The organism is Nocardioides sp. InS609-2, assembly GCF_023208195.1.
GTDB lineage: Bacteria > Actinomycetota > Actinomycetes > Propionibacteriales > Nocardioidaceae > Nocardioides.
Genome location: NZ_CP060034.1, coordinates 3632138 through 3657940, shown reverse-complemented (window position 1 = coordinate 3657940; position 25803 = coordinate 3632138). Strand labels below are relative to the sequence as shown.

The 25803-nt window shown below is 71.0% G+C and carries 21 protein-coding genes and 2 riboswitches; of the genes, 9 read left to right on the top strand and 12 right to left on the bottom strand.

What is annotated here, in order from left to right; translation table 11 throughout:
- The first annotated feature begins 4 nt into the window (after nucleotides 1-4).
- Genes H4Q84_RS18880 through H4Q84_RS18865 form a run of 4 tightly spaced genes read left to right on the top strand, consistent with a single transcriptional unit; the run spans nucleotide 5 to nucleotide 3633 of the window.
- Entirely contained in the window at nucleotides 5-808 is an 804-nt protein-coding gene (locus tag H4Q84_RS18880) for a CbtA family protein (protein WP_248580613.1), read from the top strand.
- Nucleotides 805-1857, top strand: coding sequence for a nicotinate-nucleotide--dimethylbenzimidazole phosphoribosyltransferase (gene cobT, locus H4Q84_RS18875; protein ID WP_248580612.1), 1053 nt, complete (start codon nucleotides 805-807; stop codon nucleotides 1855-1857). The genes H4Q84_RS18880 and cobT overlap by 4 nt, the downstream gene beginning before the upstream one ends.
- Complete coding sequence (locus tag H4Q84_RS18870; RefSeq protein WP_248580611.1) at nucleotides 1850-2605, top strand: adenosylcobinamide-GDP ribazoletransferase; 756 nt, start codon at nucleotides 1850-1852, stop codon at nucleotides 2603-2605. Before cobT ends, H4Q84_RS18870 begins: the two co-directional genes overlap by 8 nt.
- Entirely contained in the window at nucleotides 2602-3633 is a 1032-nt protein-coding gene (locus H4Q84_RS18865; protein WP_248580610.1) for a cobalamin biosynthesis protein, read from the top strand. Before H4Q84_RS18870 ends, H4Q84_RS18865 begins: the two co-directional genes overlap by 4 nt.
- Here H4Q84_RS18865 and H4Q84_RS18860 read toward each other — a convergent pair.
- The 7 genes from H4Q84_RS18860 to cobA all read right to left on the bottom strand — a co-directional run bounded on the left by H4Q84_RS18860 (nucleotide 3560) and on the right by cobA (nucleotide 12669).
- Complete coding sequence (locus H4Q84_RS18860; protein WP_248580609.1) at nucleotides 3560-4087, bottom strand: bifunctional adenosylcobinamide kinase/adenosylcobinamide-phosphate guanylyltransferase; 528 nt, start codon at nucleotides 4085-4087, stop codon at nucleotides 3560-3562. The two genes, H4Q84_RS18865 and H4Q84_RS18860, sit on opposite strands and share 74 nt — an antisense overlap.
- Nucleotides 4084-4821 (bottom strand): cobalt-precorrin-6A reductase, encoded by a 738-nt coding sequence (locus H4Q84_RS18855; protein WP_248580608.1) that lies wholly within the window; start codon nucleotides 4819-4821, stop codon nucleotides 4084-4086. Before H4Q84_RS18855 ends, H4Q84_RS18860 begins: the two co-directional genes overlap by 4 nt.
- Nucleotides 4818-6296 carry a cobyric acid synthase gene (locus H4Q84_RS18850; RefSeq protein ID WP_248580607.1) on the bottom strand — a complete coding sequence of 493 codons (1479 nt, stop codon included), beginning with the start codon at nucleotides 6294-6296 and terminating at the stop codon, nucleotides 4818-4820. The genes H4Q84_RS18855 and H4Q84_RS18850 overlap by 4 nt, the downstream gene beginning before the upstream one ends.
- Before the next feature lie 126 nt (nucleotides 6297-6422).
- The gene (cobF, locus tag H4Q84_RS18845; protein ID WP_248580606.1) at nucleotides 6423-7223 is read right to left on the bottom strand and encodes a precorrin-6A synthase (deacetylating); all 801 of its coding nucleotides are present in this window, start codon (nucleotides 7221-7223) and stop codon (nucleotides 6423-6425) included.
- Nucleotides 7216-10809 carry a cobaltochelatase subunit CobN gene (gene cobN, locus H4Q84_RS18840; protein WP_248580605.1) on the bottom strand — a complete coding sequence of 1198 codons (3594 nt, stop codon included), beginning with the start codon at nucleotides 10807-10809 and terminating at the stop codon, nucleotides 7216-7218. The genes cobF and cobN overlap by 8 nt, the downstream gene beginning before the upstream one ends.
- A 26-nt stretch (nucleotides 10810-10835) precedes the next feature.
- Nucleotides 10836-10980, bottom strand: a riboswitch (cobalamin riboswitch).
- Nucleotides 10979-11689 carry a (2Fe-2S) ferredoxin domain-containing protein gene (locus H4Q84_RS18835; protein WP_248580604.1) on the bottom strand — a complete coding sequence of 237 codons (711 nt, stop codon included), beginning with the start codon at nucleotides 11687-11689 and terminating at the stop codon, nucleotides 10979-10981. It overlaps the preceding riboswitch by 2 nt.
- Nucleotides 11686-12669, bottom strand: a complete 984-nt coding sequence (gene cobA, locus H4Q84_RS18830) for a uroporphyrinogen-III C-methyltransferase (protein WP_282580267.1) — start codon at nucleotides 12667-12669, stop codon at nucleotides 11686-11688. The genes H4Q84_RS18835 and cobA overlap by 4 nt, the downstream gene beginning before the upstream one ends.
- A 136-nt stretch (nucleotides 12670-12805) precedes the next feature.
- A riboswitch (cobalamin riboswitch) is annotated at nucleotides 12806-12952 on the bottom strand.
- Between the two features lie 242 nt (nucleotides 12953-13194).
- Between cobA and H4Q84_RS18825 the strand changes: the two genes are divergently transcribed.
- Nucleotides 13195-14880 carry a ribonuclease J gene (locus H4Q84_RS18825; protein WP_248580602.1) on the top strand — a complete coding sequence of 562 codons (1686 nt, stop codon included), beginning with the start codon at nucleotides 13195-13197 and terminating at the stop codon, nucleotides 14878-14880.
- A 50-nt stretch (nucleotides 14881-14930) separates the two neighbouring features.
- Here H4Q84_RS18825 and H4Q84_RS18820 read toward each other — a convergent pair whose 3' ends face one another.
- Complete coding sequence (locus H4Q84_RS18820) at nucleotides 14931-16331, bottom strand: PLP-dependent aminotransferase family protein (RefSeq protein ID WP_248580601.1); 1401 nt, start codon at nucleotides 16329-16331, stop codon at nucleotides 14931-14933.
- Here H4Q84_RS18820 and H4Q84_RS18815 point away from each other — a divergent pair.
- From H4Q84_RS18815 to H4Q84_RS18800, 4 genes are read left to right on the top strand one after another with little or no spacing between them, the layout of a single operon-like run.
- A complete protein-coding gene (locus tag H4Q84_RS18815) occupies nucleotides 16330-17256 on the top strand; it encodes a DMT family transporter (protein WP_282580266.1) in 927 nt (308 codons plus the stop codon). The genes H4Q84_RS18820 and H4Q84_RS18815 overlap by 2 nt on opposite strands.
- A 23-nt stretch (nucleotides 17257-17279) precedes the next feature.
- Nucleotides 17280-18323 carry a zinc-dependent alcohol dehydrogenase family protein gene (locus H4Q84_RS18810; RefSeq protein ID WP_248580599.1) on the top strand — a complete coding sequence of 348 codons (1044 nt, stop codon included), beginning with the start codon at nucleotides 17280-17282 and terminating at the stop codon, nucleotides 18321-18323.
- 37 nt (nucleotides 18324-18360) lie between these two features.
- Nucleotides 18361-19767, top strand: coding sequence for a 3' terminal RNA ribose 2'-O-methyltransferase Hen1 (locus tag H4Q84_RS18805; protein WP_248580598.1), 1407 nt, complete (start codon nucleotides 18361-18363; stop codon nucleotides 19765-19767).
- A complete protein-coding gene (locus H4Q84_RS18800; RefSeq protein ID WP_248580597.1) occupies nucleotides 19764-22313 on the top strand; it encodes a polynucleotide kinase-phosphatase in 2550 nt (849 codons plus the stop codon). The genes H4Q84_RS18805 and H4Q84_RS18800 overlap by 4 nt, the downstream gene beginning before the upstream one ends.
- A gap of 16 nt (nucleotides 22314-22329) precedes the next feature.
- Here H4Q84_RS18800 and H4Q84_RS18795 read toward each other — a convergent pair whose 3' ends face one another.
- The 4 genes from H4Q84_RS18795 to H4Q84_RS18780 all read right to left on the bottom strand — a co-directional run bounded on the left by H4Q84_RS18795 (nucleotide 22330) and on the right by H4Q84_RS18780 (nucleotide 25731).
- The gene (locus H4Q84_RS18795) at nucleotides 22330-22482 is read right to left on the bottom strand and encodes a hypothetical protein (protein WP_248580596.1); all 153 of its coding nucleotides are present in this window, start codon (nucleotides 22480-22482) and stop codon (nucleotides 22330-22332) included.
- A gap of 159 nt (nucleotides 22483-22641) precedes the next feature.
- The gene (locus tag H4Q84_RS18790) at nucleotides 22642-22875 is read right to left on the bottom strand and encodes a hypothetical protein (protein ID WP_248580595.1); all 234 of its coding nucleotides are present in this window, start codon (nucleotides 22873-22875) and stop codon (nucleotides 22642-22644) included.
- 28 nt (nucleotides 22876-22903) lie between these two features.
- A complete protein-coding gene (locus H4Q84_RS18785) occupies nucleotides 22904-23380 on the bottom strand; it encodes a 2Fe-2S iron-sulfur cluster-binding protein (RefSeq protein ID WP_248580594.1) in 477 nt (158 codons plus the stop codon).
- Nucleotides 23381-23394: 14 nt separating this feature from the next.
- Nucleotides 23395-25731, bottom strand: a complete 2337-nt coding sequence (locus H4Q84_RS18780) for a molybdopterin cofactor-binding domain-containing protein (RefSeq protein WP_248580593.1) — start codon at nucleotides 25729-25731, stop codon at nucleotides 23395-23397.
- Nucleotides 25732-25803: the final 72 nt, after the last annotated feature.

Here is a 25803-nt window from a genome sequence, read left to right as displayed (position 1 = left end):
CACCATGTCTGCACGCAACTTCCTGGTCCGGGGTCTCCTCGCCGGACTCATCGCGGGTCTCGCCGCGTTCGGGGTCGCCTACTTCGTGGGCGAGCCGCAGGTCCAGGCCGCCATCGAGCTAGAGGAGGCCGGCTCGGCCCCTGCTCCGACCGCCACCGCCGAGGAGACCGGCTCCCACGACGGCGAGGAAGCTGGTCACTCCCACGATGAGGAGGGCACGGTCGTCGCCCGTCACAACCAACGAACGTGGGGCCTGCTGACCGGCACCCTCGGCATCGGCGTCGCGCTCGGGGGCATCGTCGCCCTCGTCTCCGCCGCCGTGGTCGGCCGCCTGGGCCGCCTGGCTCCCGGCCAGTCCACCGCGCTCGTGGCCCTCATGGGCTTCGTGTCGGTCGCCCTGATCCCGTTCCTGAAGTACCCCGCCTCGCCGCCCGCGGTCGGCAACGCCGAGACCATCGGCAGCCGCACCGGGCTCTACTTCATCTACCTGGTGATCTCGGTCGCCGTCGCGGTCGCCTCGGTGGTCCTGGCCGACCGGCTCTGGCGCGATCACGGGTCGTACGTCGCCGTGGTGGCCAGCGGCTCGCTCTTCCTCGTGGTCACTGTCGTCTCGGGTCAGCTGCTCCCGACGGTCAACGAGCTCGGCGACTTCCCGGCCGACACCCTGTGGTACTTCCGCCGGGCCGCGATCCTCACGCAGGCCACGATGTGGGGCGTGCTCGGCGTGGCGCTCGTCGGGCTGACGCGCCCGCTCTTCCGACGCGACCTCGCTGACGCCGAGCGCCGCGAGCTGGCAGCCAGCCTGTGACGGCCGGCGCAGGACCGGCGTACGTCGCCCCTCCGAGCCGCGAGGCACACGCCCTGGCAACCGCGCGGCTCGCCGGGCTGGCCACGCCTGCCGGTGCACTCGGCCGTCTCGGCGAACTCGGGGTCTGGCTGGCGAGCACCCAGGGTGCCGTGCCGCCGACCCCGCTCGACGACGTCCGGCTGGTGATCTTCGCAGGCGACCACGGGGTCGCCGCCCACGGCGTCTCTGCGTACCCGCCCGAGATCACCGCTGCGATGGTGCGCACCTTCGTAGCCGGCCGGGCCGGGGTCTCGGCCCTGGCCGCAGCCCACGGCGTGCACGTGCGGGTGCTCGACCTGGGCGTCGACGACGACCTCGCCGGCGTGCCGGCCGCCGTCACCGCGCACAAGGTGACCCGCGGCAGCGGCGCGATCCACCTCGAGGACGCGCTCGACGTCGAGCAGACGTCGCAGGCGTTCGAGGTCGGTCGCACGGTGGCGCGCGAGGAGGTGGCAGCCGGCGCCCAGCTGCTGCTCAGCGGCGACATGGGCATCGGCAACACCACGCCGGCCGCAGCCCTGATCGCCGTCGCGCTCGGCCTCCCCGCCTCCGAGGTCACCGGCCGAGGCACGGGCGTCGACGACGCCGCCCTGGCCCACAAGCAGCAGCTGATCGACTTGGCGCTCGCGCGGGTCCGGGACCGCACCGACGCCCCGATGGCGGCACTGACCGCCCTCGGCAGCGCCGATCTGGCGGCGACCACCGGCTACCTCATCGAGGCCGCAGCGTCGGGAGTCCCGGTGCTGCTCGACGGCCTGATGTCGGTGGCCTGCGCGCTGACCGCGGAGCGGATTGCCCCTGGCGCCGTCGCCTGGTTCGCCGCGGGACACCGCTCCACCGAGCCGGCGCAGTCACTGGCGTTGTCCAAGCTGGGGCTCGAGCCAGTGCTCGACCTCGGCATGCGGTTGGGCGAGGGTAGCGGGGCTGTGGCCGCCGTACCCGTGCTGCGCAGTGCCGTGGCCGTTCTCCGTGACGTCGCCCTGCTCTCGGAGCTCATGCCGGATGCGTGACGGCTGGCGGCTCGCAGTCGGGATGCTGACCGTGGTGCGCGTCGCTCCCCCGCGCGGCGTCGACCGCGGCGTTGCCCGGGCGGCCATGCTGCTGGCCTCCCTGGCCGTGCTCCCGCTCGGCCTCGCGGTGGCGACCGTCGGCGGGCTCGGGCAGGCGGCCGGGCTCCCCCCGCTCGTCATCGGGCTCCTGTGTGTCGGGACGCTCGTGCTGGGCAGCCGGGCCTTCCACGTGGACGGCCTGTCGGACACCGTCGACGGACTGACTGTGTCCTACGACCGCGAGCGGTCCCTGGCCGTGATGCGCACGGGTACGTCCGGGCCGGCCGGCGGCGCGGCAGTGCTTCTCGTGCTGGGGCTGCAGGCCGCCGCGTTCGCCTCGATCGTCACCGCGACGGAGGGCGCGGTCCTGGCCGGAGTCCTCGTCTGTGCCTCGCGCTGCGCGCTGCTGCTGACCTGTGCGGCAGGTGTCCCGGGTGCCCGGACCGACGGCCTGGGCGGCGACTACGCCGGGTCGGTCCCCCGCAGCGCGACCGTGCTGGGGTGGGGGCTGGTCACGGTCCTCACCGCCGGCCTCGTCGCGTGGACGGGTGGTGATTGGTGGCGCGCCCCGATCGCGGTCGTGGTCGCCGTCGCCGTCGTCCTGGTGCTCCTACGGCGGGCCGTTCTCCGCTTCGGAGGCGTGACCGGCGACGTCTACGGTGCGGCCATCGAGCTCTGTCTGGCAGCCCTGCTGGTGACGCTCGCATGAGCCGTGCTTTCTCCCGGGCTGCCGGCCTGGCATTCGGCGTGGTCGCCGACCGCCTCGTGGCCGACCCCCGACGCTTCCACCCGGTCGCCGGGTTCGGCACGATCGCGGCGGGCCTGGAGTCCCGGTTGTACCGGCCGACGCGGGGGCGGGGGCTCGCCCACAACGGCGTGCTCGTCGGCGCCGCGGTCACGGCTGGGCTGGTCGCCGAGCGCCTGACCCTCGGTCGACCCGGCCTGCACGTCCTTGTCACCGCCGCCTCGACCTGGGTCGTGCTCGGCGGATCCTCGCTCGAGCGTGAGGGGCGGGCGGTCTCGACGCTGCTGGAGCAGGGTCGGCTACCCGAGGCGCGCCGGCAGCTCACCCACCTCGTCGGTCGTGACACGCGCACCCTCGACGCCGACGAGATCGCGCGTGCCGTCGTCGAGTCGGTCGCAGAGAACACGTCCGACGCCGTCGTCGCCCCGCTGGTGCTCGGTGGCCTGGCCGGTGTGCCCGGGCTCCTCGGCTACCGGGCAGCGAACACCCTGGACGCGATGGTCGGCCACCGCAACGAGCGCTACGACGAGTTCGGCTGGGCCTCCGCCAGGCTCGACGACCTGCTCAACCTCCCCGGTGCCCGGCTGACCGCTCTCCTCGCAGCGGCGCTCGGACCAGACCCGCGCGGGGCGCTCGAGGCCTGGCGACGCGACGCCGCCGGCCATCCCAGCCCCAACGCCGGCCCGGTCGAGGCTTCGTTCGCCGGAGCACTCGGCCTGCGGCTAGGCGGGTCCAACACCTACGGCGACCGGATCGAACACCGCCAGGAGCTCGGATCTGGCCGCCCGCCCGCGCCGTACGACGTCGCCCGGGCGCTGGACCTGGCCCGGCGCGTCGACACAGCCTCGGCACTCGTTGCGGTGCTGCTCTCGCTGGCCTGCGGAGGGCGTCGCCCGCTCGGGCGGCAGCCGCCGAGGCTCAGAGCACCAGCACTCGTCCGGCGACCACCAGGTGCACCTCGTCGCACTCTGCCGCGAATCGCTGGCTGGTGAGCCCGAGCAGGTCGCGGAACACCCGGCCCGAGCGGTGCGCCGGCACGACTCCGAGGCCTACCTCGTTGGTCACGAGCACCACGGGTCCGGTCGCTCGCCGGAGCTCGGCGACCGCTGCGGAGAGGCGGGTCTCGACGAACGCGTGCACCTGCGCGCCCGGACGCTCCCAGGCCCCCTCGTCGTCGAGCACGGCAGTGAGCCAGGTGCCGAGGCAGTCGACGAGCACAGGCCCCGGGGTGGTCAGCGCAGCGGCAAGGTCGCGGCTCTCGAGGGTGGTCCAGCTCGCGGGCCGTCGAGACCTGTGCGCGGCGATGCGCTCCGCCCAGTCGGGGTCGGAGTCCTCGTCGGTGGTCGGGCCAGGGGCGACGTACGTGACGGCGGGGTGGGCGTCGAGCAGCCCCTCCGCGTGGCGTGACTTGCCTGAGCGGACCCCGCCGGTAACCAATACCTTCATCGCTGGCCCCGCAGCCAGTCCACGGCGGCAGCGACGTCGTCGACGGTCTCGACACCGGCCGGCGGGGCCGGGCGGCGTACGACGACGAGGGGCACGCCCAGGATCTCGGCAGCGTCCAGTTTGGCCTCCGTCTGGGTGCCTCCCGAGTCCTTGGTGACGAGGACGTCGGCGCGGTGGTCGCACATCGCCGCCTGCTCCCCCTCGAGCGTGTAGGGCCCACGTCCCAACACCACGCGCCAAGCCGTGGGCAACGCGATCTCCGGCGGGTCCACTACCCGCGCCAGCACTGCTGCCTCGACGAGCGGCGCCACGAAGTGGCCCAGCGACTGGCGGCCGATCGTCAGGAACGGGCGCTCACCCAGGTCTGCGGTCCTACGAGCCGCCTCGGCGTGGTCGTCGACCCAGTGCCAGGCCGAGGCGCCGGGGCGCGACGACCAACCGGGCCGTTGCAACCGGAGCAACGGCAGCGTCCCGCTGCAAGCCACGGACGCGTTGGTCGAGATCATGGCGGCGAAAGGATGGGTGGCGTCCACGACCGCCGTCACGTGGTTTCCCAGCGCCCACTCCCGCAGGCCGTCGGCACCGCCGAAGCCACCTGACCGGACCTCGCCCACGGGCAGCCGCGGACGGTTCACCCGACCGGCCAGCGACGACACGACGACCACGCCGTCCGCGACGAGGGCGGCCGCGAGGTCCCGGGCCTCCCCGGTGCCGCCAAGCAGGAGGACGGTCACGACAGCACCCCTGGCGGGAGCACGCGCAGGTCCGGAGCACCGTCGCGGGCCAGGGCCAGCAGAGCGTCCACGTCGAGGTGCTGCTCGACCAGATCGCCGAGCAGATCTAGCCGGCGCTCACGCGCCGCCGCGAAGCTGACCTCGCTGGGCTCCCACGCACGACCGGTTGCGGCAGCGACGTCGGTCAGGAAAGCCGAACGGAACGGGTCGCCCTCCAGGCTGCCGTGCCACATGGTCCCGAAGACGGCCTCGCAACGGGCACCACCGAGGAACTCCTCGCCGGATCCCCGCACCGTGCGCCCGTGGTGGATCTCGTACCCCGTCGCCCGAACGCCCAGTCCGTCACCGACCGGGAGCCGCAGCACCTTCTCGGCGGCGAACTCCGTGCGTACGTCGAGGAGTCCGAGCCCCTCGACGACGGCGCCGGCAATGCCTTCGACGCCGTGTGGATCGGCGATCTCTTGCCCGAGCATCTGGAATCCGCCGCAGATGCCGAGCACCGGTCGGCCCTTCCCGGCGTGGGCGAGGACGGCCCGGTCGAGCCCCCGCGCTCGCAACCAGGTGAGGTCGGCGATGGTCGAGCGGGTGCCGGGCAGGACCACGAGGTCTGCATCGTCCAGCGCCCGCGGGTCGGTGACGAAGACGACGTCGAGCCCCGGCTCGAGCCCGAGTGCGTCGACGTCGGTGAAGTTGCTGACCCGTGGCAACCGCACCACTGCGACCTTGAGTGCGGCGCCCTCACCAACCCGTCGCCCGGCCAGGTCGAGCGCATCCTCGGAGTCCAGCCACAGGTCGGGTTGCCACGGCAGGGTGCCGAACACCCGGCGTCCGGTCAGCTCCTCCAGCGAGCGAAGTCCCGGCGCGAGCAGGGACTCGTCACCGCGGAACTTGTTCACGACGAAGCCCGCGACCAGCCGCTGGTCAGCCGGCTCCAGCAGGGCGACGGTGCCGAACATCGCCGCGAACACACCACCTCGGTCGATGTCCCCGACCACGATGACCGGGAGGTCCGCGTGCCGAGCAAGCCCCATGTTCACGTAGTCGCTCTGCCGCAGGTTGATCTCCGCCGGGCTGCCGGCACCTTCTGCGACGACCAGGTCGAAGCGGGAGGAGAGGTCGTCGAAGGCGTCGTACGCCGCGGCGGCGAGGTGGCGCCGCCCGTCGACGAAGTCACGGGCGCTGACCTCGCCGGCGGGCCGGCCCATCACGACCACGTGGCTACGCTGATCGCTGCCGGGCTTGAGCAGCACCGGGTTCATCGCGGCTTCGGGCTCGGCGCGCGCCGCGAGCGCCTGCACCCATTGCGCGCGGCCGATCTCGGCGCCGTCGCGGGTGACCATCGAGTTGTTGCTCATGTTCTGCGACTTGAACGGCGCCACCGATATCCCGCGCCTCGCGAACGCCCGGCACAGGCCCGTCGTGACGATGCTCTTGCCCGCGTCGGAGGTGGTGCCGGCGACCAGCAGCGCGCTCATCCGCGCAGCCCTCGTCCGCGCGGGACCCGTCCGAGGCGGTGCGGCATCAGCCCAGTGGGCAGGGTGCCGCCGTCGATGCCCGAACTCACGAGAAGTGCCTCTCGCTGGCGCCGCGGTCGGGCAGCGTCACGGCCGTGCCTCCCGCGACGGCGCGGCACCGCGTACGAGATAGACGTCCATCACCCAGCCCGCCGCCGCCCTTGCCCGCTCGCGTGCCTGCGCGATCCGGTCGAGCACGTCCCCGACGCGCCCGGAGACGAGCTCCTCGCTCGGCGTGCCGAGGTTGCCGCCCCACCAGATCTGCCAGTCCTCGAGGCCTGCGACGTCGATCTCGCGGTTGAGCATCACCAGGATGTTGCGCTGGCCGGCCTCGACTGCCTCGCGCAGGCGCCGGCCGGTGGTGACGTGGAGCGGCTCGCCGACCTCGTGAAGCATGATCGCGTGCCGGGCGGCGAGCAACTGGAGGCTGGAGATGCCGGGGACGACATCGATCTCGAAGGCCACGTTGCCGCGGGCGCGGACCTGCTCGACAACGCGGATCGTGGAGTCGTAGAAGGCCGGGTCGCCCCAGACCAGGAAGCCCGCATCGCCCTCGTTGTCGAGCAGCGCCTGCTCGAAGGCCTCGGCCCGCGCGGCGTGCCAGGACGCGACCACGGCGGCGTAGTCGTCAGCCGACGCCGTACGGTCCGGGTGCCGGTCGCGCTCGGGGTCCTCGACCCGCACGATGACGGGTGACGCCTCGAGGTGCCGGTCGAGCAGCCGCTCGCGTGCGTTGACCAGAGGGTCGGGCATCCCTCCGCGAGGTGACTTGTCGGAGACGACGAAGAACCTCACCTCCCGCATCGCGCGCACGGCCTCCAGAGTCACCTGTTCGGGATCACCCGGCCCCACCCCGATGAGCCGAACCCGCCGTGTCCCGTCAGCCACCGTGACGGTCCTCGAGGTCCCCCTCGAAATCCAGGTAGACCGCCTGCATCGCGGCGACCACGTCCGGATCGGGCTCGGCCCACAGCCCTCGGTCGATCGCCTCGTGCAGCTTCTCCACGATGCCGCGCAGCGCCCACGGGTTGGACTGCCGCATGAATGCCTGGTTGGTCTCGTCGAGGACGTACTCCTTCGCCAGGCTGGCGTACATCCAGTCGTGCACCACGCCCGCCGTCGCGTCGAAGCCGAACAGGTAGTCGACTGTGGCGGCCAGCTCGAAGGCGCCCTTGTAGCCGTGCCGCTGCATTGCGCTGATCCACCGCGGGTTGACGACGCGGGCCCGGAAGACGCGGTTGGTCTCCTCCTGCAGGGTGCGTGTTCGCACGGCGTCCGGCGTGGTCGAGTCGCCGATGTAGGCCTTCGGGTCGGACCCGGTCAGCGCCCGGACCGTCGCGACCATGCCTCCGTGGTACTGGTAGTAGTCGTCGGAGTCGGCGATGTCGTGCTCACGGGTGTCGATGTTCTTCGCCGCCACCTTGATGCGCCGATAGTTGGCCCGCATGTCGTCGGCGGCGGGAGCGCCGTCCAGTCCGCGCCCGTAGGCAAAGCCGCCCCAGGCCGTGTAGACCTCGGCCAGGTCCTTGTCGTCACGCCAGCTCCCCGACTCGACGAGCTGCAGGATGCCGGCGCCGTACGACCCGGGCTTCGAGCCGAAGATGCGCGTCGTGGCGCGGCGTTCGTCACCGTGCTCGGCCAGGTCGGCCTGCGCGTGTGCGCGCACGAAGTTCCGGTCGAGCGGCTCCTCCAGCCCGGCCACCAGCTTGACGGCGTCGTCGAGCATGGCCACCACGTGGGGGAAGGCATCCCGGAAGAAGCCGGAGATCCGGACGGTGACGTCGATGCGCGGACGACCCAGCTCCTCCAGCGGTACGACGTGCAGGTCGCTGACTCGACGCGACGCCTCATCCCATTCCGGCCGGACACCCAGCAGGGCGAGGACCTCGGCCACGTCGTCGCCACTCGTGCGCATCGCGCTCGTACCCCACACGCTGAGTCCCACCGACTCCGGGTAACCGCCGGTGTCGTCGAGGTAGCGCTGCACCAGGCTCTCCGCCATCGCCAGCCCGGTCTGCCAGGCCAGCCGGGACGGCACGGCACGGGGGTCGACGGTGTAGAAGTTGCGGCCGGTCGGGAGCACGTTGACCAGCCCGCGCAGGGGCGAACCTGACGGCCCCGCCGACACGAATCCGCCGTCGAGCGCGTGCAGGACGGCGTCGAGCTCGTCGGTCGTCCGGCTCAGTCGCGGCACGACCTGGGTGGCCGCGAACTGGAGCACCTGTTGCACCTGGGGGTCGTCGTGCAGGCCCTGCGCGGCCTCCGGGGACCACGCGGCGTCCTCCATCCCCTGGACCAGAGCACGGGCCTGCCGCTCGATCGCGTCGACCGTGGCGGCTGCTTCCGCGTTCTCCTTGAGCCCGAGAGCTGCGCGCAGGCCAGGAACCGCCGCGGACTGCCCGCCCCACACCTGGGAAGCACGCAGGATCGCCAGCACCAGGTTGACCCGTGCCTCCCCTGCTGGCGCCTGGCCGAGGACATGCAACCCGTCGCGGATCTGGGCGTCCTTGATCTCGCACAGCCAGCCGTCGACGTGCAGGATGAAGTCGTCGAACGTCTCGTCGTCCGGCCGCTCGTCGAGGCCCAGGTCGCGGTGCATCTCCGCGGCGTGCATCAGCTGCCAGATCTCCCCACGGATTGCCGGCAGCTTGGCAGGGTCCATGGCTGCGATGTTCGCGTGCTCGTCGAGAAGCTGCTCGAGCCTGGCGATGTCACCGTACGATTCGGCGCGAGCCATCGGTGGGATCAGGTGGTCGACGATCGTCGCGTGCGCCCGCCGCTTGGCCTGGGCGCCCTCGCCCGGATCGTTGACCAGGAACGGGTAGATCAGCGGCATGTTGGAGATCGCCGCGTCCGTCGCGCAGTCGGCGGACAGCGCGGCGTTCTTTCCCGGCAGCCACTCCATCGACCCGTGCTTGCCGAGGTGCACGACGGCGTGCGCCCCGAAGCCCCGCTCCAGCCAGCGGTACGCCGCGAGGTAGTGGTGCGACGGCGCCATGTCGGGGTCGTGGTAGATCGCCACGGGGTTCTCGCCGAAGCCGCGCGGCGGCTGGATCAGCAGCACGATGTTGCCGGCCGTGATCGTGGCAAGCACGATCGCGCCGTCCTCGTTCACGAACAGGGTTCCCGGCGCCTCACCCCACGTTTCGACTATGTCCCCCATCAGCGTCGACGGCACGTCGCTGGTCCAGGCGTCGTAATCGGCCTTCGTGATCCGCACGTGCGCGTCAGTGAGCTGGGCGCTGGTCAGCCACTCCTCGTCCTGGCCTCCGGCCGCGATCAGTGCGTGGATCAGGGTGTCGCCGGCGACTGTGTCGTCGTCCTCGTCGAGCCCGGGGATCGCGCCCGGTTGGCCGAGGTCGTAGCCCTCGTCGCGCATCCTGCGCAGCAGCCGGATTGTGGAGACCGGCGTGTCCAGGCCGACCGCGTTGCCCACGCGCGAGTGCTTGGTCGGGTACGCCGATAGCATCAGCGCGACCCTCCGCTCGGAGGTGGGGATCTTGCGGAGCCGGGCGTGGTTGACCGCGATGCCGGCCACGCGCGCGCACCGCTCGGGGTCGGCGACGTACCGCGGCAGGCCGTCCTGGTCGATCTCCTTGAAGGAGAACGGCGCGGTGATGATGCGGCCGTCGAACTCGGGGATGGCAATCTGGCTCGCTGAGTCGAGCGGCGTCACGCCGTCGGCGGAACCCTCCCACTCGGTACGACTGCTCGTGAGGCAGAGCCCTTGCAGGATGGGGATGTCGAGTGCGGCCATCCGCTGCACGTCCCAGGCTTCGTCCTCCCCACCGGCGCTGGCCGTGGCGGGCTGGCTTCCCCCGGCGGCGAGCACGGTGACGACCAGGGCGTCGAGCGCGCCCAGGGCGTCGTACAAGGAGTCGGGGGCGGCGCGCAGCGATGACGAGAAGATCGGTACGCCCACCGCCTCGCCCGTGGCGTCGACGGCATCGGCCAGGGCGTGGGCGAAGGCGGTGTTCCCGCTGGCCTGGTGGGCGCGGTAGAACAGCACGCCCACGCGGGGCAGACCCGCATCCGACGGAGCCGATGGGCGCTCCAGAATGCCCCAAGCCGGGATCTCGGCCGGCGCCTCGAACCCCTCCCCGGTCAAGAGCACGGTGTCGGAGAGGAATGCGTGCAGTTGGGCGAGGTTGGTCGGGCCGCCCTCGGCGAGGTAGCGGTGGGCCTCGGCGCAGACGCCGATCGGCACCGACGACATCTCCATCAGCTCAGCGCTGGGCTGCTGCTCGCCGCCCAGCACCACAATGGGCATCCCGGCGTCCCGGATGCGGGCGAACCCCGAGCACAGGTCCTGGGGGGAACCCAGGATCCGGCCGACCACCAGGTCGGCACCCTCGATGACTTCGGCCATCGATTGGTGGCCAGGCCGCGACGGGTTGGCCCAGACGTAGTCGGCCCCCGACGCGCGGGCCGAGAGCAGGTCGGTGTCGGAGGTGGACAGCAGCGCGATCTTCATGTTTCTCCCAGGGGGTTCTCGCCCCTCGTCGGCGGAGGTCCCGTGGCCAGTGTCTGGCTGAGCCGGCCAGGTGGGACCTGGTCCGGCATCACAGTGGCGGAACCGCCCCGGAATCGACCGGGTTCCTGTTCCACGAGACTTTCGGTCCCTACCCTAGACGAGCGGCTGGTCACCTGCCTGTGCGCCTGCTCCTGGGCAGCCGGACGGACTCGACAGGACGGCCTCCCACGAGGTGCTCAGCAGTGATCTGCCGGGCGGCGTCGGGATCTACGTCGCCGTACCAGACGTCGTCAGGCTGGACGCTGACTACCGGCGCGTGGTTGCAGGGGAACTGGCAACCGGTGTGGGTGATGAGCACGTCGTCGTCCGTCTGGCCCAGCCGCATCAGCTCGAGGATCACCGCCTCGGCGGTCCGGTCGGACCCCAAGGCCGTGCAGCGTGGACCGCGACAGACCAGCACTTGGTGGCGATGCCCGGGCACGTCCTCCCAGGCGGCGGACTCGAGGCCTGCCTCAGTGCCCGTCACCGGTCTGAGCAGACGTAGCACCTCGAGCACCTGCGCCGGCTCGTTGGCCAGGCGGGTGGCCACCTCGACGACGGGGCGGCGCCCCGGACGCTGGCGCAGCCAGTGGCCGGCGATGCGGCGCAGCCACGAGGCCGCTGGTGCGAGGCTGCCGAGACTGACACCCACGAGGACGACCCGCTCCGCACCAAGATCAGCGAGCCTCGTCAGCTCCGAAGAGACCGAGGGGTCGCCCATCTGCAGGAAGGCGACAGTGGCACGGTGCTCGTGGGCGACCTCGTGCAGCAGGTTGCGCGCCTGGACCTCCCGCACTGACATGCCGACGAGCACCACGGGTGCGGTCACATCGTCGTTCACGACGTCCTCCGCAGCGAGACAACCTGGCCGATGACGACCACCGCTGGAGCCCGGATCCCGGAGTCGTGAGCCACCGCCGCGATCGCGGCCAGAGACGCGGTGACGACTCGTTGGTGGGGATGGGTGCCGTCGGTGATGACGGCCGTCGGGGTAGACGGATCCATGCCCACCGCACACAACTCGGCGGTGATCGCCTCCAGCGTGCCCACGCCCATGAGGAACACCAGAGTGGTGCCGCAACGGGCAAGCGCGGCGTAGTCCAGGGTCGAGTCCGGGTGACCGGGCGGAACATGGCCGGACACGACCGTGAAGCCCTGCGTCAGTCCCCGGTGGGTCACCGGAATGCCGACGGCCTCCGGAACCGCGATGCTCGAGGTGACTCCGGGGATCACCCGGGCCGGTACGCCGGCCTCGCGGCACGCCTCCAGCTCTTCGAGGCCACGACCGAAGACAAAGGAATCGCCGCCCTTGAGGCGAACCACGTGCTGACCCGCCAGAGCCCGGTCAACCAGGATGCGATTGATCTCCTCCTGGCTGGTCGAACGACCGAAGGGGATCTTGGCCACGTCGACGATTTCCGCGTCTGGCCGGGCCCAGGTCAAGGCCTCCCACGGCGCGAGCCGGTCGATCACCACCACGTCTGCATCCGCGATGGCGTCCCGGCCCGCGACCGTCACCAGGTCGACCGCCCCCGGTCCCCCGCCCACCAGCGTGACCCGCCCCTGGCCTCGCCAGTCGCCCAGTCCGTCAGGGACCGGTTGTGAGCGGCGGCGGGGCCGCAGTGTCAGGTCTGCCGCCGCAACGTCCTCCGGCCCCGCCTCACGCCTGACCCAGGTGACCAAGCCCCGGGCAGCGAGGTCCTCCACATAGGCACTAACCCGGGCGGCATGCACGGTCACGTGCGCTCCCGCACTGAGCAGGCGCGCCACTTCCACGGCGGCGAGCTCGTCACCACCCAGCACCAACACGCGTGCATCCACCACGTCGATCTGGAGTCCCCGGTGGTCCGCGCCGCGAGCGGATCCGGGTGCACGGGTGTCACGAGGGGTTTCTTCCTGCGCTGGCATTAGGGGCTCCCGCTCACTCTGCCTGACTCGAGCGCGCCCGCGGAGGTGCGGGCGTGCGAGGCCGCGAGGCCGGTCTTCGGACTTCCTGGATCCACGTCCAGGTCACCGCAGCGGGTCCTGTGCTGGATTCTCACCAGCTTCCCGATTCTCCCCAAGCCCATCGAGACTGTGGGGCACCTCGCGCCGTCCGTGAACCCTAGGTGTCATCCGCAGGCCGCGGGCCGGCGGCCTGTGTCTCGGCGCAGCTTCAGGAGGTGCATGTCCAGGGAGTCTCCCTGGCAGGCATATGAGCGCATCGCCTTACGGAGTAAGGCGACTTACAACGTAAAGGTACTGCCAGGGCTGGTGCCGGACATGGCCCCGGAAGCCTCTACCGTGTGACCGTGTGACCGGGTCGAACCGGCCGCACCGTCACTTCCACAACCGAACGGACACACCGTGAGTCATCCGCACCCCGAGCTGCAGAAGCCCCCCAAGCTCCCGAAGGGTGGGCTCAGGGTCGTCGGTCTGGGCGGCCTCGGCGAGATCGGTCGCAACATGACCGTCTTCGAGTACGACGGCTCGCTGCTGATCGTGGACTGCGGGGTGCTCTTCCCCGAGGAGCACCAGCCCGGCGTCGACGTGATCCTGCCGGACTTCGGCTGGATCCGCGATCGGCTGGACAAGGTCGCCGCAGTGGTCCTCACCCACGGCCACGAGGACCACATCGGCGGTGTGCCGTACCTGCTGCGCGAGCGGCCCGACATCCCGCTGGTGGGATCCCGGCTCACGCTCGCCCTGATCAAGGAGAAGCTCAAGGAGCACCGCATCGTGCCGGTGCTCCAGGAGGTCAAGGAAGGAGACCGCTCCCAGCTGGGCGGTTTCGAGTGCGAGTTCCTTGCCGTCAACCACTCCATCCCCGATGGTCTGGCCGTTGCCATCCGTACCGGTGCGGGCCTCGTCCTGCACACCGGCGACTTCAAGATGGACCAGTTCCCACTGGACCGCCGGATCACCGACCTGCGCGGGTTCGCACGTCTCGCGGACGAGGGCGTTGACCTCTTCCTCGTCGACTCGACCAACGCAGAGGTTCCCGGTTTCACCACCGCGGAGCGCGACCTGGGCCCGGCCATCGAGAAGGTCTTCCGGGACGCCCCTCGCCGCATCATCGTCTCCAGCTTCGCGAGCCACGTGCACCGCATCCAGCAGGTGCTCGACGCAGCCGCAGCTCACGGGCGCAAGGTCGCCTTCGTCGGGCGATCGATGGTCCGGAACATGGGCGTCGCCGGGGACCTCGGCTACCTCCGCGTGCCCGAGGGTCTGATCGTCAGCCTCGAACACCTCGAGAAGATGCCCGCCAACAAGGCGACGTTGATCTGCACCGGCTCCCAGGGAGAGCCGATGGCCGCGCTCTCACGCATGGCCAGCCGGGACCACAAGATCCGAGTCGGCGAGGGCGACACGATCCTGATGGCGAGCTCGGTGATCCCCGGCAACGAGAACGCCATCTCGACCGTCATCAACGGCCTGACCCGTTGGGGTGCGAACGTCGTCCACAAGGGCAACGCGAAGGTCCATGTCTCGGGGCATGCGAGCGCCGGCGAGCTCGTCTACTGCTACAACATCATCGCGCCGGCCAACGTGATGCCGGTCCACGGAGAGTGGCGTCACCTTCGCGCCAACGCCGATCTCGCCATCAGCACCGGGATCGACCCCGACCACGTCGTCATCGCGGAGGACGGCGTCGTGGTCGACCTGGTGAACGGTCACGCCAAGATCACCGGCAAGGTCCAGGCCGGCAACATCTACGTCGATGCCCAGACCGTAGGCGGAGCCACCGAGGCCCACCTCAAGGACCGCCGCACCCTGGCCGAAGAAGGCGTGGTCACCGTGCTGGCGATCGTCGACGCCGACACCGGGGAGCTCGCCGACCGCCCCGACTTCCTCGTCCGCGGGTTCGCCCACGAGCCCACGACGTTCGATCCCGCCATCCAGGTCATCGAGCGCACCTTGGCGCGAGCTGCTGCAGAAGGCATCGGAGACCCGCACCAGCTGGAGAAGATGCTCAGTCGCGACATCGGCCGCTGGTCGCACCGGGCGTTCCGCCGTAGTCCGCTGATCATCACCGTGGTCATCGACGCCTGACCGGGACTCACTCACCTGGCCGGATCAGCCCGCCGCGACATCCAATCCGCTCACCCGAGTGCCTGGCCGAGGATGCGTGCGCCCGAGGGGAACGCGGAGGGGTTGGGTCCGGCGTAGTTGAGACGTACGAACGGTCCGGCCGGTTCGGCCGGGAACCACTCGCCACCCGGGGCGATGACGAGCCCCGCCCTCTCGCAGTCCTGGGCGAGCCGGCCGACGTCGGTCCCGTCGGGAAGGCGCACCCAGAGGTTCAGGCCTCCTGACGGCACGTGCTCGATGCCTGCCCGGGGTGCGTGTTCCCGCACGGCATTCACGAGGAGGTCGCGACGCGACCGGAGCTGTTCGCGCAGGCTGCGCTGGTGCGTGCGCCAGCCCGGTTGGGTGACCACGTCGAGCGCGGCCACCTGGAGCATGCTGCTGACGTACATCGACTCGGCGCCGCGGTCGGCGAGGATCCGGTCGCGGGCGGGTCCTCGGGCGATGACCGCGGCCACGCGGATGGCCGGCGACACGCTCTTGGTCAGCGACCTCAGGTAGATCACGTGACCGGAGTCGTCGTGGGCGGCCACGGGGGTGGCCGTGGTGGTGATGCCGAAGTCGTGTGCCCAGTCGTCCTCGACCAGGAACGCCCCGTGTGCGCGCACCACGTCGAGGACCTGCGCGTGCAGCGTGGTCGGCCACTGCGCCCCGGTGGGGTTGGCGTAGTTGGGTTGTGCGTACAGGACCCGGGCACCGGTCTCCCCGAAGGCGCGTGCCAGCTCATCAGGGTCGGGACCGAAGGGTCCGCTGGGCACGGGCACGATGCGGACGCCTGCCTGCTGCGCGGCCAGGATGGCTCCCCAGTACGTCGGTGACTCCACCAGCAGTGGCTGCCCCGCCGCGACCAGGGCACGGAAGATCGAGCTCAGGCCGCTCTGGCTGCCCGGGAGCACCACGACATCGCTGGGCGTGGGTGGGGTGACGCCGACCGGTGTCGCGGAGCCGAGCTCGTGGGCAAACCAGGATTGCAGCTCTGGCAGGCCGGCCGCGGGTGACCGTCCCAGGGCTGCGTCACCCCGGGCGGCGCGCGTGAGTGCCGAGCGGACCAAGCGCTCCGGCAACAGCTCGCGGTCGGGATAGCCGGCGTGGAGGGCGATGACGTCGTTCGGCGCGGTCCGCATGGCGGAGGGCATCGACTGGATGCGCGTCGGAGGTGACCGCAGCGCCGCGGTCTGCCAGCCGTAGTCGGCCGGCCGGGCGGTGCGCACTGCCCGGACGAAGGTGCCCACGCCGGGCCGGCTCTCGATCAGGCCCTCGCCGGTCAGAGTGCGCAACGCTCGCTGCACGGTCACGGGGCTCGCCTGGTGCTGGGCGACCAGCTCCCGCGTCGAGGGCAGCTGAGCGCCCGGGGCCGCCGTACGCATCCACGTCCGCAAGCCCGTGGCGATCCGCGTACTGCTATCGTCGTCCATGAGAGAGAACAGTAGCGCTATCGCTCCAATACGCCCGGCGATATCGGCCCCGGCGGCGTCCGGCCTGTGGTGGGGCCTGCTAGGCGTGGCGGCCTTCTCTTTCACCGTCCCGTTCACGCGGGTCGCGGTGGGCGGCCTCTCTCCCCTGTTCATCGGCTCGGGCCGGGCGGTCGTGGCTGCGCTGCTGGCTGTCCTGGCACTCGCCGTCACCCGGCAAACGCTGCCTCACGGTGCCCAGTGGGCCAGGCTGGCCGTGGTAGGCGCCGGCATCGTCGTCGGGTTCCCGCTACTGACGTCGTTCGCCCTCACCACCGCCCCGGCCAGCCACGGCGCCGTGGTCATCGGCGTCCTGCCGGCCGCGACGGCCGTGATGGCCGTCCTGCGCGGGCACGAGCACCCGCCGCGCGTCTTCTGGGTAGCCGCCGGCATCGGCGCGCTTGCCGCGCTGGCCTTCGCGTCCCTGCAGTCCGGCGGGCTGGGTCAGCTGCACTGGGCCGACCTGATGCTGTTCGGCGCAGTCGTCGCCGCAGCCATCGGGTACGCCGAAGGCGGCCTGCTCGCCCGCGAGCTGGGCGCCTGGCAGACCGTGTCCTGGGCCCTGGTCGTCTGCGCTCCGCTGATGTCAGCGCTCGCGCTCGTCTCAGCGGTGGGGCAGCCGCCCGACGGGACACCGGCGCAGTGGGCGGCGTTCAGCTACCTGGGCGTGGTCAGCATGTTCCTCGGCTTCTTCGCCTGGTACCGGGGGCTTGCCATCGGGCCGATGGCGCAGGTCAGCCAGGTGCAGCTCGTCCAGCCGGTCATGAGCATCACCTGGGCAGCCCTGCTGCTCGGTGAGCGCCTCACTGCGACGACACTGCTGGGAGGAATGGTGGTCATCGCCTGCGCTGGAGGCGCGGTCCGTGTTCGGCTGGGCAGCCCGCGCTGAGCCCACTCCCTAGGATCGCCCGCATGCAGGCAGTCCGGTACGACGCGTACGGCGCGACACCGACCCTCGTCGACATCCCGGCGCCCGAGTGCCCGGCGGACGGCGTACTCATCGAGGTCCGTGCCACCGGCGTGTGCCGGTCCGACTGGCACGCTTGGCAGGGGCACGACCCGGTGCCACTGCCGCAGGTGCCCGGGCACGAGTTCGCAGGCGTCATCGCCGCGGTCGGTCCGGAGGTGACGACTCGACAGGTCGGCGAGCGGGTGACCGTGCCGTTCGTCTGCGGCTGTGGACGGTGCGACTACTGCGCGGCCGGTGACGCCCAGGTGTGCCCGGACCAGTCGCAACCCGGGTTCACCCAGCCGGGCTCGTTTGCCGACCTGGTCGCCGTACCGGCAGCGGATCTCAACGTCGTCCCGCTCCCTGACAAGCTGGACTTCGTCACGGCGGCGTCGCTGGGATGCCGCTTCGCCACCGCCTTCCGCGCGCTGACGACGCATGGTCGGGTGCGACCCGGAGAGTGGGTGGCGGTCCACGGGTGCGGCGGTGTCGGCCTGTCGGCGGTGATGATCGCGAGCAAGCTCGGCGCCCGCGTCGTCGCGGTGGACGTGTCCGGGTCCGCACTCGAGCTTGCGGCCGAGCTGGGCGCCGAGGTGCTCGTCGACGGTGGGCCGGACGCCGTACGACGTGTGGTCGACGCCACCGGCGGCGGCGCGCACGTCTCCCTCGACGCCGTCGGATCCACCGACACGGCCGTCGCCGCCGTGTCCTCGCTGCGCCCGCGCGGCCGGCACGTCCAGGTCGGGCTGCTGCTGGGCGAGCACGCCACTCCCCCGGTGCCGATGGGAGTGGTGGTCGCCAAGGAGCTCGAGATCTACGGCTCCCACGGCATGTCCGCCCGCGACTACCCGGCGATGCTCGACCTCGTGGCCTCCGGCGCACTGCGGCCGGACCGGCTCGTCGGCGCCGTCATCGGACTCGGCGACGCCGGCGCGGCCCTGGCGGCCATGAGTCACCCCGCGACCACAGCGGGAGTCACCGTCGTACGGCTGGAGACCGGGCGCTGACGAATGTCAAACAGCTCCCGGGTGGCTTTCGTGGACAATGGCGCCGGTGTACCTGACCCTCACCTCCACGGCCCCGGACGCGACCGGGCTCGGCTACCTGCTGCACAAGCACCCGGAGCGGGCCCAGCAGTTCGAGGTGTCGGCGGGAGTCGCCCACGTCTTCTATCCCGAAGCGTCCAACGAGCGGTGCACGGTTGCCCTGTTGCTGGAGGTCGACCCGATCACGCTAGTGCGTGGCCGGAGGTACGGCGGCGACACGTTCGCGCTCAGCCAGTACGTCAACGACAGGCCGTACGCCGCGTCGTCGATGCTCGCCGTGGCCCTGGGCAAGGTGTTCCGCACGGCCATGGCCGGCCGGTGCGACGCGCGACCGGAACTCGTCGACCAGCCGCTCCCGCTGGAGATCCGGGTGCCGGTGCTGCCATCGGTGGGCGGCGCCAACCTGGTGCGCGAGCTCTTCGAGCCGCTGAGCTGGACGGTGGAGGCGATGCCGATCGTGCTCGACGTGACCGTGCCCGAGTGGGGCGACTCGCGCTACGTCGACCTCCTCCTGACGGGCAGCTTCACCGTCGCCCAGGCGCTGTCGCACCTCTATGTCCTGCTGCCCGTGCTCGACACCTCCAAGCACTACTGGGTGTCGTCCGACGAGGTCGAGAAGCTCATCCGCGCGGCCGGCGCCTGGCTGCCGACCCACCCCGCCCGCGAGGTGATCACCCGCCGCTACCTGGCGCACCAGCGCGACTACGTCGCCTCGGCGACCGCACGGTTGACGGAGGTCGACGACCAGCCGGAGGAGACCCACGAGCCGCCTCGCAGCCTGCCGCTGGTTGCCCTACGGAAGCAGGCCGTGCTCGACGTGCTCCGTGCGGAGGGCGCGGCGCGCATCGTCGACCTCGGCTGCGGAGAGGGCGCGCTGCTGCGGGAGCTGATCCAGGACGCGACGTTCAGCGAGATCCTGGGCGTCGACGTGTCGCCGCGTGCTCTCGAGCTCGCCGAGCGACGGCTCAACCTGGACCGGATGCCCGACAGCCAGCGCGCCCGGCTGAAGCTGCTGCAGTCGTCGCTCACCTACCGCGACGCGCGCATTGCCGGGTACGACGCGGTGGTGCTGATGGAGGTCATCGAGCACCTCGACCCCGAGCGCCTGCCCGCTCTCGAGGACACCGTCTTCGGGCAGGCCCGCCCGCGGACCGTCGTCGTGACGACCCCCAACGTCGAGCACAACGTCCGCTACGAAGGTCTCGCGGCCGGCACGATGCGGCACCGGGACCACCGCTTCGAATGGAGCCGCGCCGAGTTCGCCGCCTGGGCGGGGTCGGTGTGCGAGCGCACCGGCTACACGGTCGCGTTCCTCCCGATCGGCGACGACGACGCCGAGGTCGGGCCACCGACACAGATGGCGGTTTTTAGCCGATCCGACGCAAACCGTCAGGAGGCGTCATGAGCGAGCTGGGCATCCCCGAGCTCAGCCTGGTCGCCCTCGTCGGCGCATCGGGCTCGGGCAAGTCCACCTTCGCGCGCGACCACTTCGGCAGGTTCGAGGCGATCTCGAGCGACTACTGTCGCGGACTGGTGTCCGACGACGAGAACGACCAGGGTGCGACGGCCGACGCCTTCGCCGTCCTCCACTACATCGCCGGCAAGCGGCTAGCCGCCGGTCGGCTGACCGTCGTCGACGCGACCAACGTGCAGCGCGAGGCCCGGCGCAGCCTGGTCGAACTCGCCAGGGCACACGACGTACTCCCTGTCGCGATCGTGCTCGACGTGCCCGAGTCGGTGTGCGTCGCCCGCAACGCAGAGCGGCCCGATCGCGACTTCGGCGCCCGCGTCGTACGACGCCAGCGCGACCAGCTGCGCCGCTCACTGCGTGGACTGGCGAAGGAGGGGTTCCGCAAGGTGCACGTTCTCAGCAGCGTCGAGGAGGTCGCGGGCGCCGTGATCGTGCGGGAGAAGCTGCTCACCGACTTCCGCGACCAGCACGGGCCGTTCGACGTCATCGGCGACGTGCACGGCTGCCGCGCCGAGCTCGAGGCCCTGCTCGACCAGCTCGGCTACGCACTCGTGCGTGACAGCGAGGGTCGCCCGGTCGACGCCACCCATCCCGAAGGCCGGCGCGCCGTCTTCGTGGGCGACCTGGTCGACCGCGGACCCGACAGCCCCGGCGTGCTGCGGCTCGTGATGGGCATGGTCGGCGCCGGCCATGCGCTGTGCGTGCCCGGCAACCACGAGAACAAGCTGATCAGGGCGCTCGGCGGGCGGCAGGTGCAGGTCAGTCACGGGCTCGAGGAGACCCTGGCCCAGCTCGGCCGAGAGAGCGAGGAGTTCAGGCGCGAGGTCGCCGAGTTCTGCTACGGCCTGGTCTCCCACCTCGTGCTCGACGACGGCAAGCTTGTTGTCGCGCACGCCGGGCTCAAGGAGGCCTACCACGGGCGGGCGTCCGGTCGCGTCCGCAGCTTTGCCCTGTACGGCGACTCGACGGGCGAGACCGACGAGTTCGGCCTGCCGGTGCGCTACCCGTGGGCCGACGACTACCGCGGCTCGGCGATGGTGCTCTACGGGCACACCCCGACGCCGGAGGTGGAGTGGGTCAACAACACGCTCTGCCTCGACACCGGCTGTGTCTTCGGCGGCCGACTGACGGCGCTGCGCTACCCGGAGAAGGACGTCGTCTCGGTGGTGGCCGAGCAGGTCTGGTACGAGCCGGCCAGGCCGTTTCCGACTGCTGTTTCGACCGGCACGGCCCGCGACCACGACCAGCTCGACATCGAGGACGTGCTCGGCAAGCGGATCGTGGAGACGGCCAACCACGACCGCATCACCATCCGCGAGGAGAACGCCGCCGGAGCGCTCGAGGTGATGAGCCGGTTCGCCCTGCATCCGCGCTGGATGCCCTACCTGCCACCCACGATGGCGCCTGCGGCCACGTCGCAGCGGGCGGACCTGCTCGAGCACCCGGACGAGGCGTTCTCGGCCTTCGACAACGCGGGCATCCATGAGCTGATCTGCGAGGAGAAGCACATGGGCTCGCGGGCCGTCGTACTCGTGTGCCGGGACGCGGAGGCCGCGACCAAGCACTTCGGTGCGACCGGTGGCGAGACGGGCGCTGTCTACACGCGCACGGGTCGGTCGTTCTTCGACCGCGCTCTCACCGAGCAGCTGCTCGCCCGGCTGCGGGCCGCCATCGACGACGCCGGGCTGTGGGACGAGTTCGAGACGGGCTGGCTGCTGCTCGACACCGAGCTGCTCCCCTGGTCCGCCAAGGCCGGCGACCTCCTGCGTGACCAGTACGCCGCCGTCGGGGCGGCTGCCCGCCACGTGCTGCCCGCCGCGGCGGTGGGGCTCGCGACAGCCCTCGGCCGCGGGGTCGACGTCGACGACCTCCTCGACCGCACGCGCAGGCGCGCCGACGACGCCGAGGCCTTCACCGCGGCGTACCGCCGCTACTGCTGGCCCACCGACGGCCTCGACGGCGTGAGTGTCGCGCCCTTCCAGTTGCTGGCCACGCAGGGCCGGACCCACCACGACCGTGACCACGGCTGGCACCTCGCCATCGCCGACCGATTGGTGGCGGCCACACCCGATCTCGTGCGTACGACGCGGCGCATCCTCGTGGACACTCGCGACCCGGCATCTCTCGCGGCCGGCGTGGAGTGGTGGGAGTCGATGACCGCTGACGGCGGCGAGGGCATGGTGGTCAAGCCGCTCGCCAACCTGAGCCGGGCGCGCCGCGGCCTCGCCCAGCCGGGCATCAAGGTGCGCGGTCGGGAGTACCTGCGGATCATCTACGGCCCCGACTACACCGAGCCGCAGCACCTCACCCGGCTCCGCGATCGCAACCTCGGCCACAAGCGCTCCCTGGCGCTGCGTGAATACGCCCTGGGGCTCGAGTCGCTCGAACGGCTCACCCGCGGGGAGCCGCTGTGGCGCGTGCACGAGGCCGTGTTCGCCGTGCTGGCCCTGGAGTCCGAGCCGGTGGATCCGCGGCTGTGACCCGCTGGTTAGCCGGTCACGGAGCGACAAGGTCGGCAGTCTGGCCCGACCGGGTCAGCGAGTCGGCCACGAAGCCGCTCGCCTCGAGCTCGTCGACCACGTCGGTCAGGAACTGCACGGTCGCGGGCGTACGCGTCAGCGTGGTGCCGACCGCCTGCTGGATCTGCATGAACCGCTCGTCGATCAGGCGCAGGTCGGGGTTCGCGTCGACATACGCACTCAGCGGCTGCCGGATGCCGGATGCCGGCCGCGACCTCGCGCCCCTCAGCGCGGGAAGCGTCGACGCCCTCGTCTCCGCGGACGAGCGTGGCGTGCCGCAGGGTGCGGATCACGAAGAGGCGTACGCCGAGCCCTTCTTCACCCCGATGCGCACTCCTGCCCGGTCGACGTCAGCCGGGGTGGTCCGGTCGGAGCCCTGCGGGACGGCGTACACACCCTCGATGACCACGTACGGCGCGGTGAAGGCGACCTCGGTGGCGGCGCGGGCGGGCTCGACGACCCCCGCAACGCCGTCGGGATAGTCCGGGGCAGATCGCACCTCGGAGTCGGCCCGGAGGTGCATTTTGCCCCGGACTACCCCGCGAAATCAGTCACATCGCCCGGGCACCAGCCTTGATGGCCTGGCGAATACGTGTGTAGGTGCCACATCGGCAGACGTTGCGGATCTCGTCGAGATCGGCGTCGGTGATCTCGCGGCCCTCCGCCTGGGCCGCCTTGACCTTGGCGACGGCCGCCATGATCTGCCCGGGCTGGCAGTAGCCGCACTGCGCGACGTCGTACTCGAGCCAGGCCTCCTGCATCGGGTGCAGGTCACCGTCGACGGTGTCGGCGAGGCCCTCGATCGTGGTGATCTCATCGGTCGGCTCGATGTCGGCGACCCGCACGGAGCACGGGTTGAAGGCCTTGCCGTTGAAGTGGGAGGTGCAGGCCTTGCAGACGTTGATGCCGCAGCCGTACTTGGGGCCCTTGAGGCCGATCACGTCGCGGATCACCCAGAGCAGGCGGACGTCGTCGTCGACGTCGACCGTGGTCGTCGAGCCGTTCAGGATGAAGGTGTGTTGAGGCATTGATTCGCTCCGAGTCAGAACGTGTAGTCGAGGCCGTCGGTCGGCGCGGGCGGGACGGGCGGGATGAACGTCTTGATCTCGAACGGCAGCGGGCTGTCGTGGTTGACCGGGAACTTCGTCGGCATGGTGCCGGTCGCGCGGGCATAGGCGCAGGCCACCGCGGACATCGAGGCGGCGACACCGGCCTCTCCGGCTCCTCCGGGCTGCTCGGAGTCGGACGGCACGATGACCACCTCGAACTCCGGCGGGATGTTCCACTGCCGCGTGTAGAAGTAGTTGTCCCAGCTGGCCTCGAGGAAGTGCCCGCCCTTGAGGTGCAGGCTGCTGGTCAGCGCCAGCGCCAGCCCGTCGGAGAAGCCGCCCATCATCTGGGCCTCGAGACCCCTGGGGTTGATCACCAGGCCGGCGTCGATCGCGAACACGGCCTTCGTGACACGGGGTCCGGTGATGCCCTCGCGGATCGGGCGGTTGACGGTCTCGGGGCGGCAGTCGATCTCGACCAGGCAGGCCGTGGCGCCCTTGTACTCCTTGTGGATCGAGATGCCCTGCGCCGTACCGGCAGGCATCGAGCGACCCCAGTTGCCGACCTCGGCGACCTTCTCGAGCACCGCGCGGACCTGCTTCGACTTGGTGAACTCGAGGCGGAACGCGAGCGGGTCCTTGCGCATCGCCTTGGCGAGCTGGTCGACGACGAGCTCGTTGGCGCAGCGCACGTCGGGTGAGTAGATGTTGCGCATGCTGCCGGTGTTGAAACGCAGGTCGGTCTCGTTGAGCAGCTGCGTGACGACCCCGAAGTTGTAGGGCAGCTCCTGCGTCAGCGTGAAGATCGACTCCGAGAAGCCGAGCTCGTTGCCTACGCCACCGGGCAGCTCAGCCGCCATGGCGGTGAGCATCTCGCCCAGGCCATGGCTGAAGTCGGTGCTGACGCTGGTGTGCCGCTGCTCGAACGACAGCACCTGGCCGGCGAGGTGGGTGGCGCGGATGCGCGAGGTGCACATCGGGTGCACGCGGCCCTGGCGCGGCTCGTCGGCGCGGTGCCACATCAGGCGCACCGGCTTGCCCATCGCCTTGGAGATGCGGGCCGCCTCGATCGCGTGGTCGCCGAAGAGCTTGTGGCCGAACGACCCGCCTCCGGTGACGACGTTGACCGTCACGGCGCCCTGCGGGAGGCCGATGGCCTTGGCGATGTTGCCCTGCGCCACGATCGGCGACTTCAGGCCGGCCCAGACCTCCGCCCGGTCGGGCTTCACGTCGGCGATGGCGCAGTAGGGCTCGAGGGCCGCACTGCTGCGGAACATGAAGGTGAACTTCGCCTCGACGGTCTTGGCGAGGATCGGCACCTTGGGTACGGCGAGCGGCAGCTCGGCCTTCTTCAGCTTCGCAAGGATCGTCTGGTCGGACTCACCCTCGACGGTGCCAGCGTTCCAGTCGACCCGCATCGCCCGGATCGCCTCGATGCACTGGCCGAACGTCTCGGCCCGAACAGCGATGCCGGTCGGCACCTTGGCGATGTCGGTGACGCCGGGCATGGCGCGCACCTCAGCCTCGTTCTGGATCGCCCTCGGCGAGCCGTTCAGCGTCGGCGGCCGGCACACCATCGTGGGCAGGGCGTCGGGGATGTCGAGGTCCATCGTGAACTGCTTCTTGCCGGTCACGATGTCTCGGGCGTCGACGCGGTTGACCGGCCGGCCGATCACCGCGAAGTCGCTGCGCGCCTTCGGCGTGACGTCGACCCGCCTCGTCGTGGAGCTGGCGGCCTTGGCGGCGAGCTCGCCGTAAGTCACCGAGCTGCCGTCCGGCGCCTCGATGACGCCGCTCTTCGACTTCAGCAAGGCGACGACCGAGCCGAGCTCGATCGCGGCGGCGTCGAGCAGAGCGCCCTTGGCGATGGCCGCCGCCACGCGCACCGGCGTGTACGTCGACACGGTGGTGTTCGACCCACCGGTGAGCTGGTTGAAGACGAGCTCGGGGCGCGCCTTGGCGAGGGTGACCTGCACCTTCTCGAGCGGCAGGTCGAGCTCCTCGGCGATGATCATGGCCGTCGACGTGGTGATGCCCTGACCGTTCTCCGACCGCGGGATCGCGAACGTCGCGGTGCCGTCCTCGTTGATCGTGATGGTGATCAGGTTGGCCGTCGGCCGGGCCGCGTCGGTCTGGAGGTCCTCGAGGTCGTAGAGCTCGGGGATCTGCGGACCACTCGGGATCGCGGCGAACGCGGGAGTCCCGAGCGCGAGATCAGCAGCGGCGACCAGCGTGGTCGAGGCGACGACGTACCCGATGAAGCTGCGGCGACTCACGCCTGCGCGGGGGCTCTCGTCGAGTGGTGCGGGATTCGGCAACGTGGAAGTCATGCGGTTCCCTTCAGCATCCGAGATGTGCTCAATTTCAACCAACGAGTATTCGGAGCGGGAGTGACGGCGGAT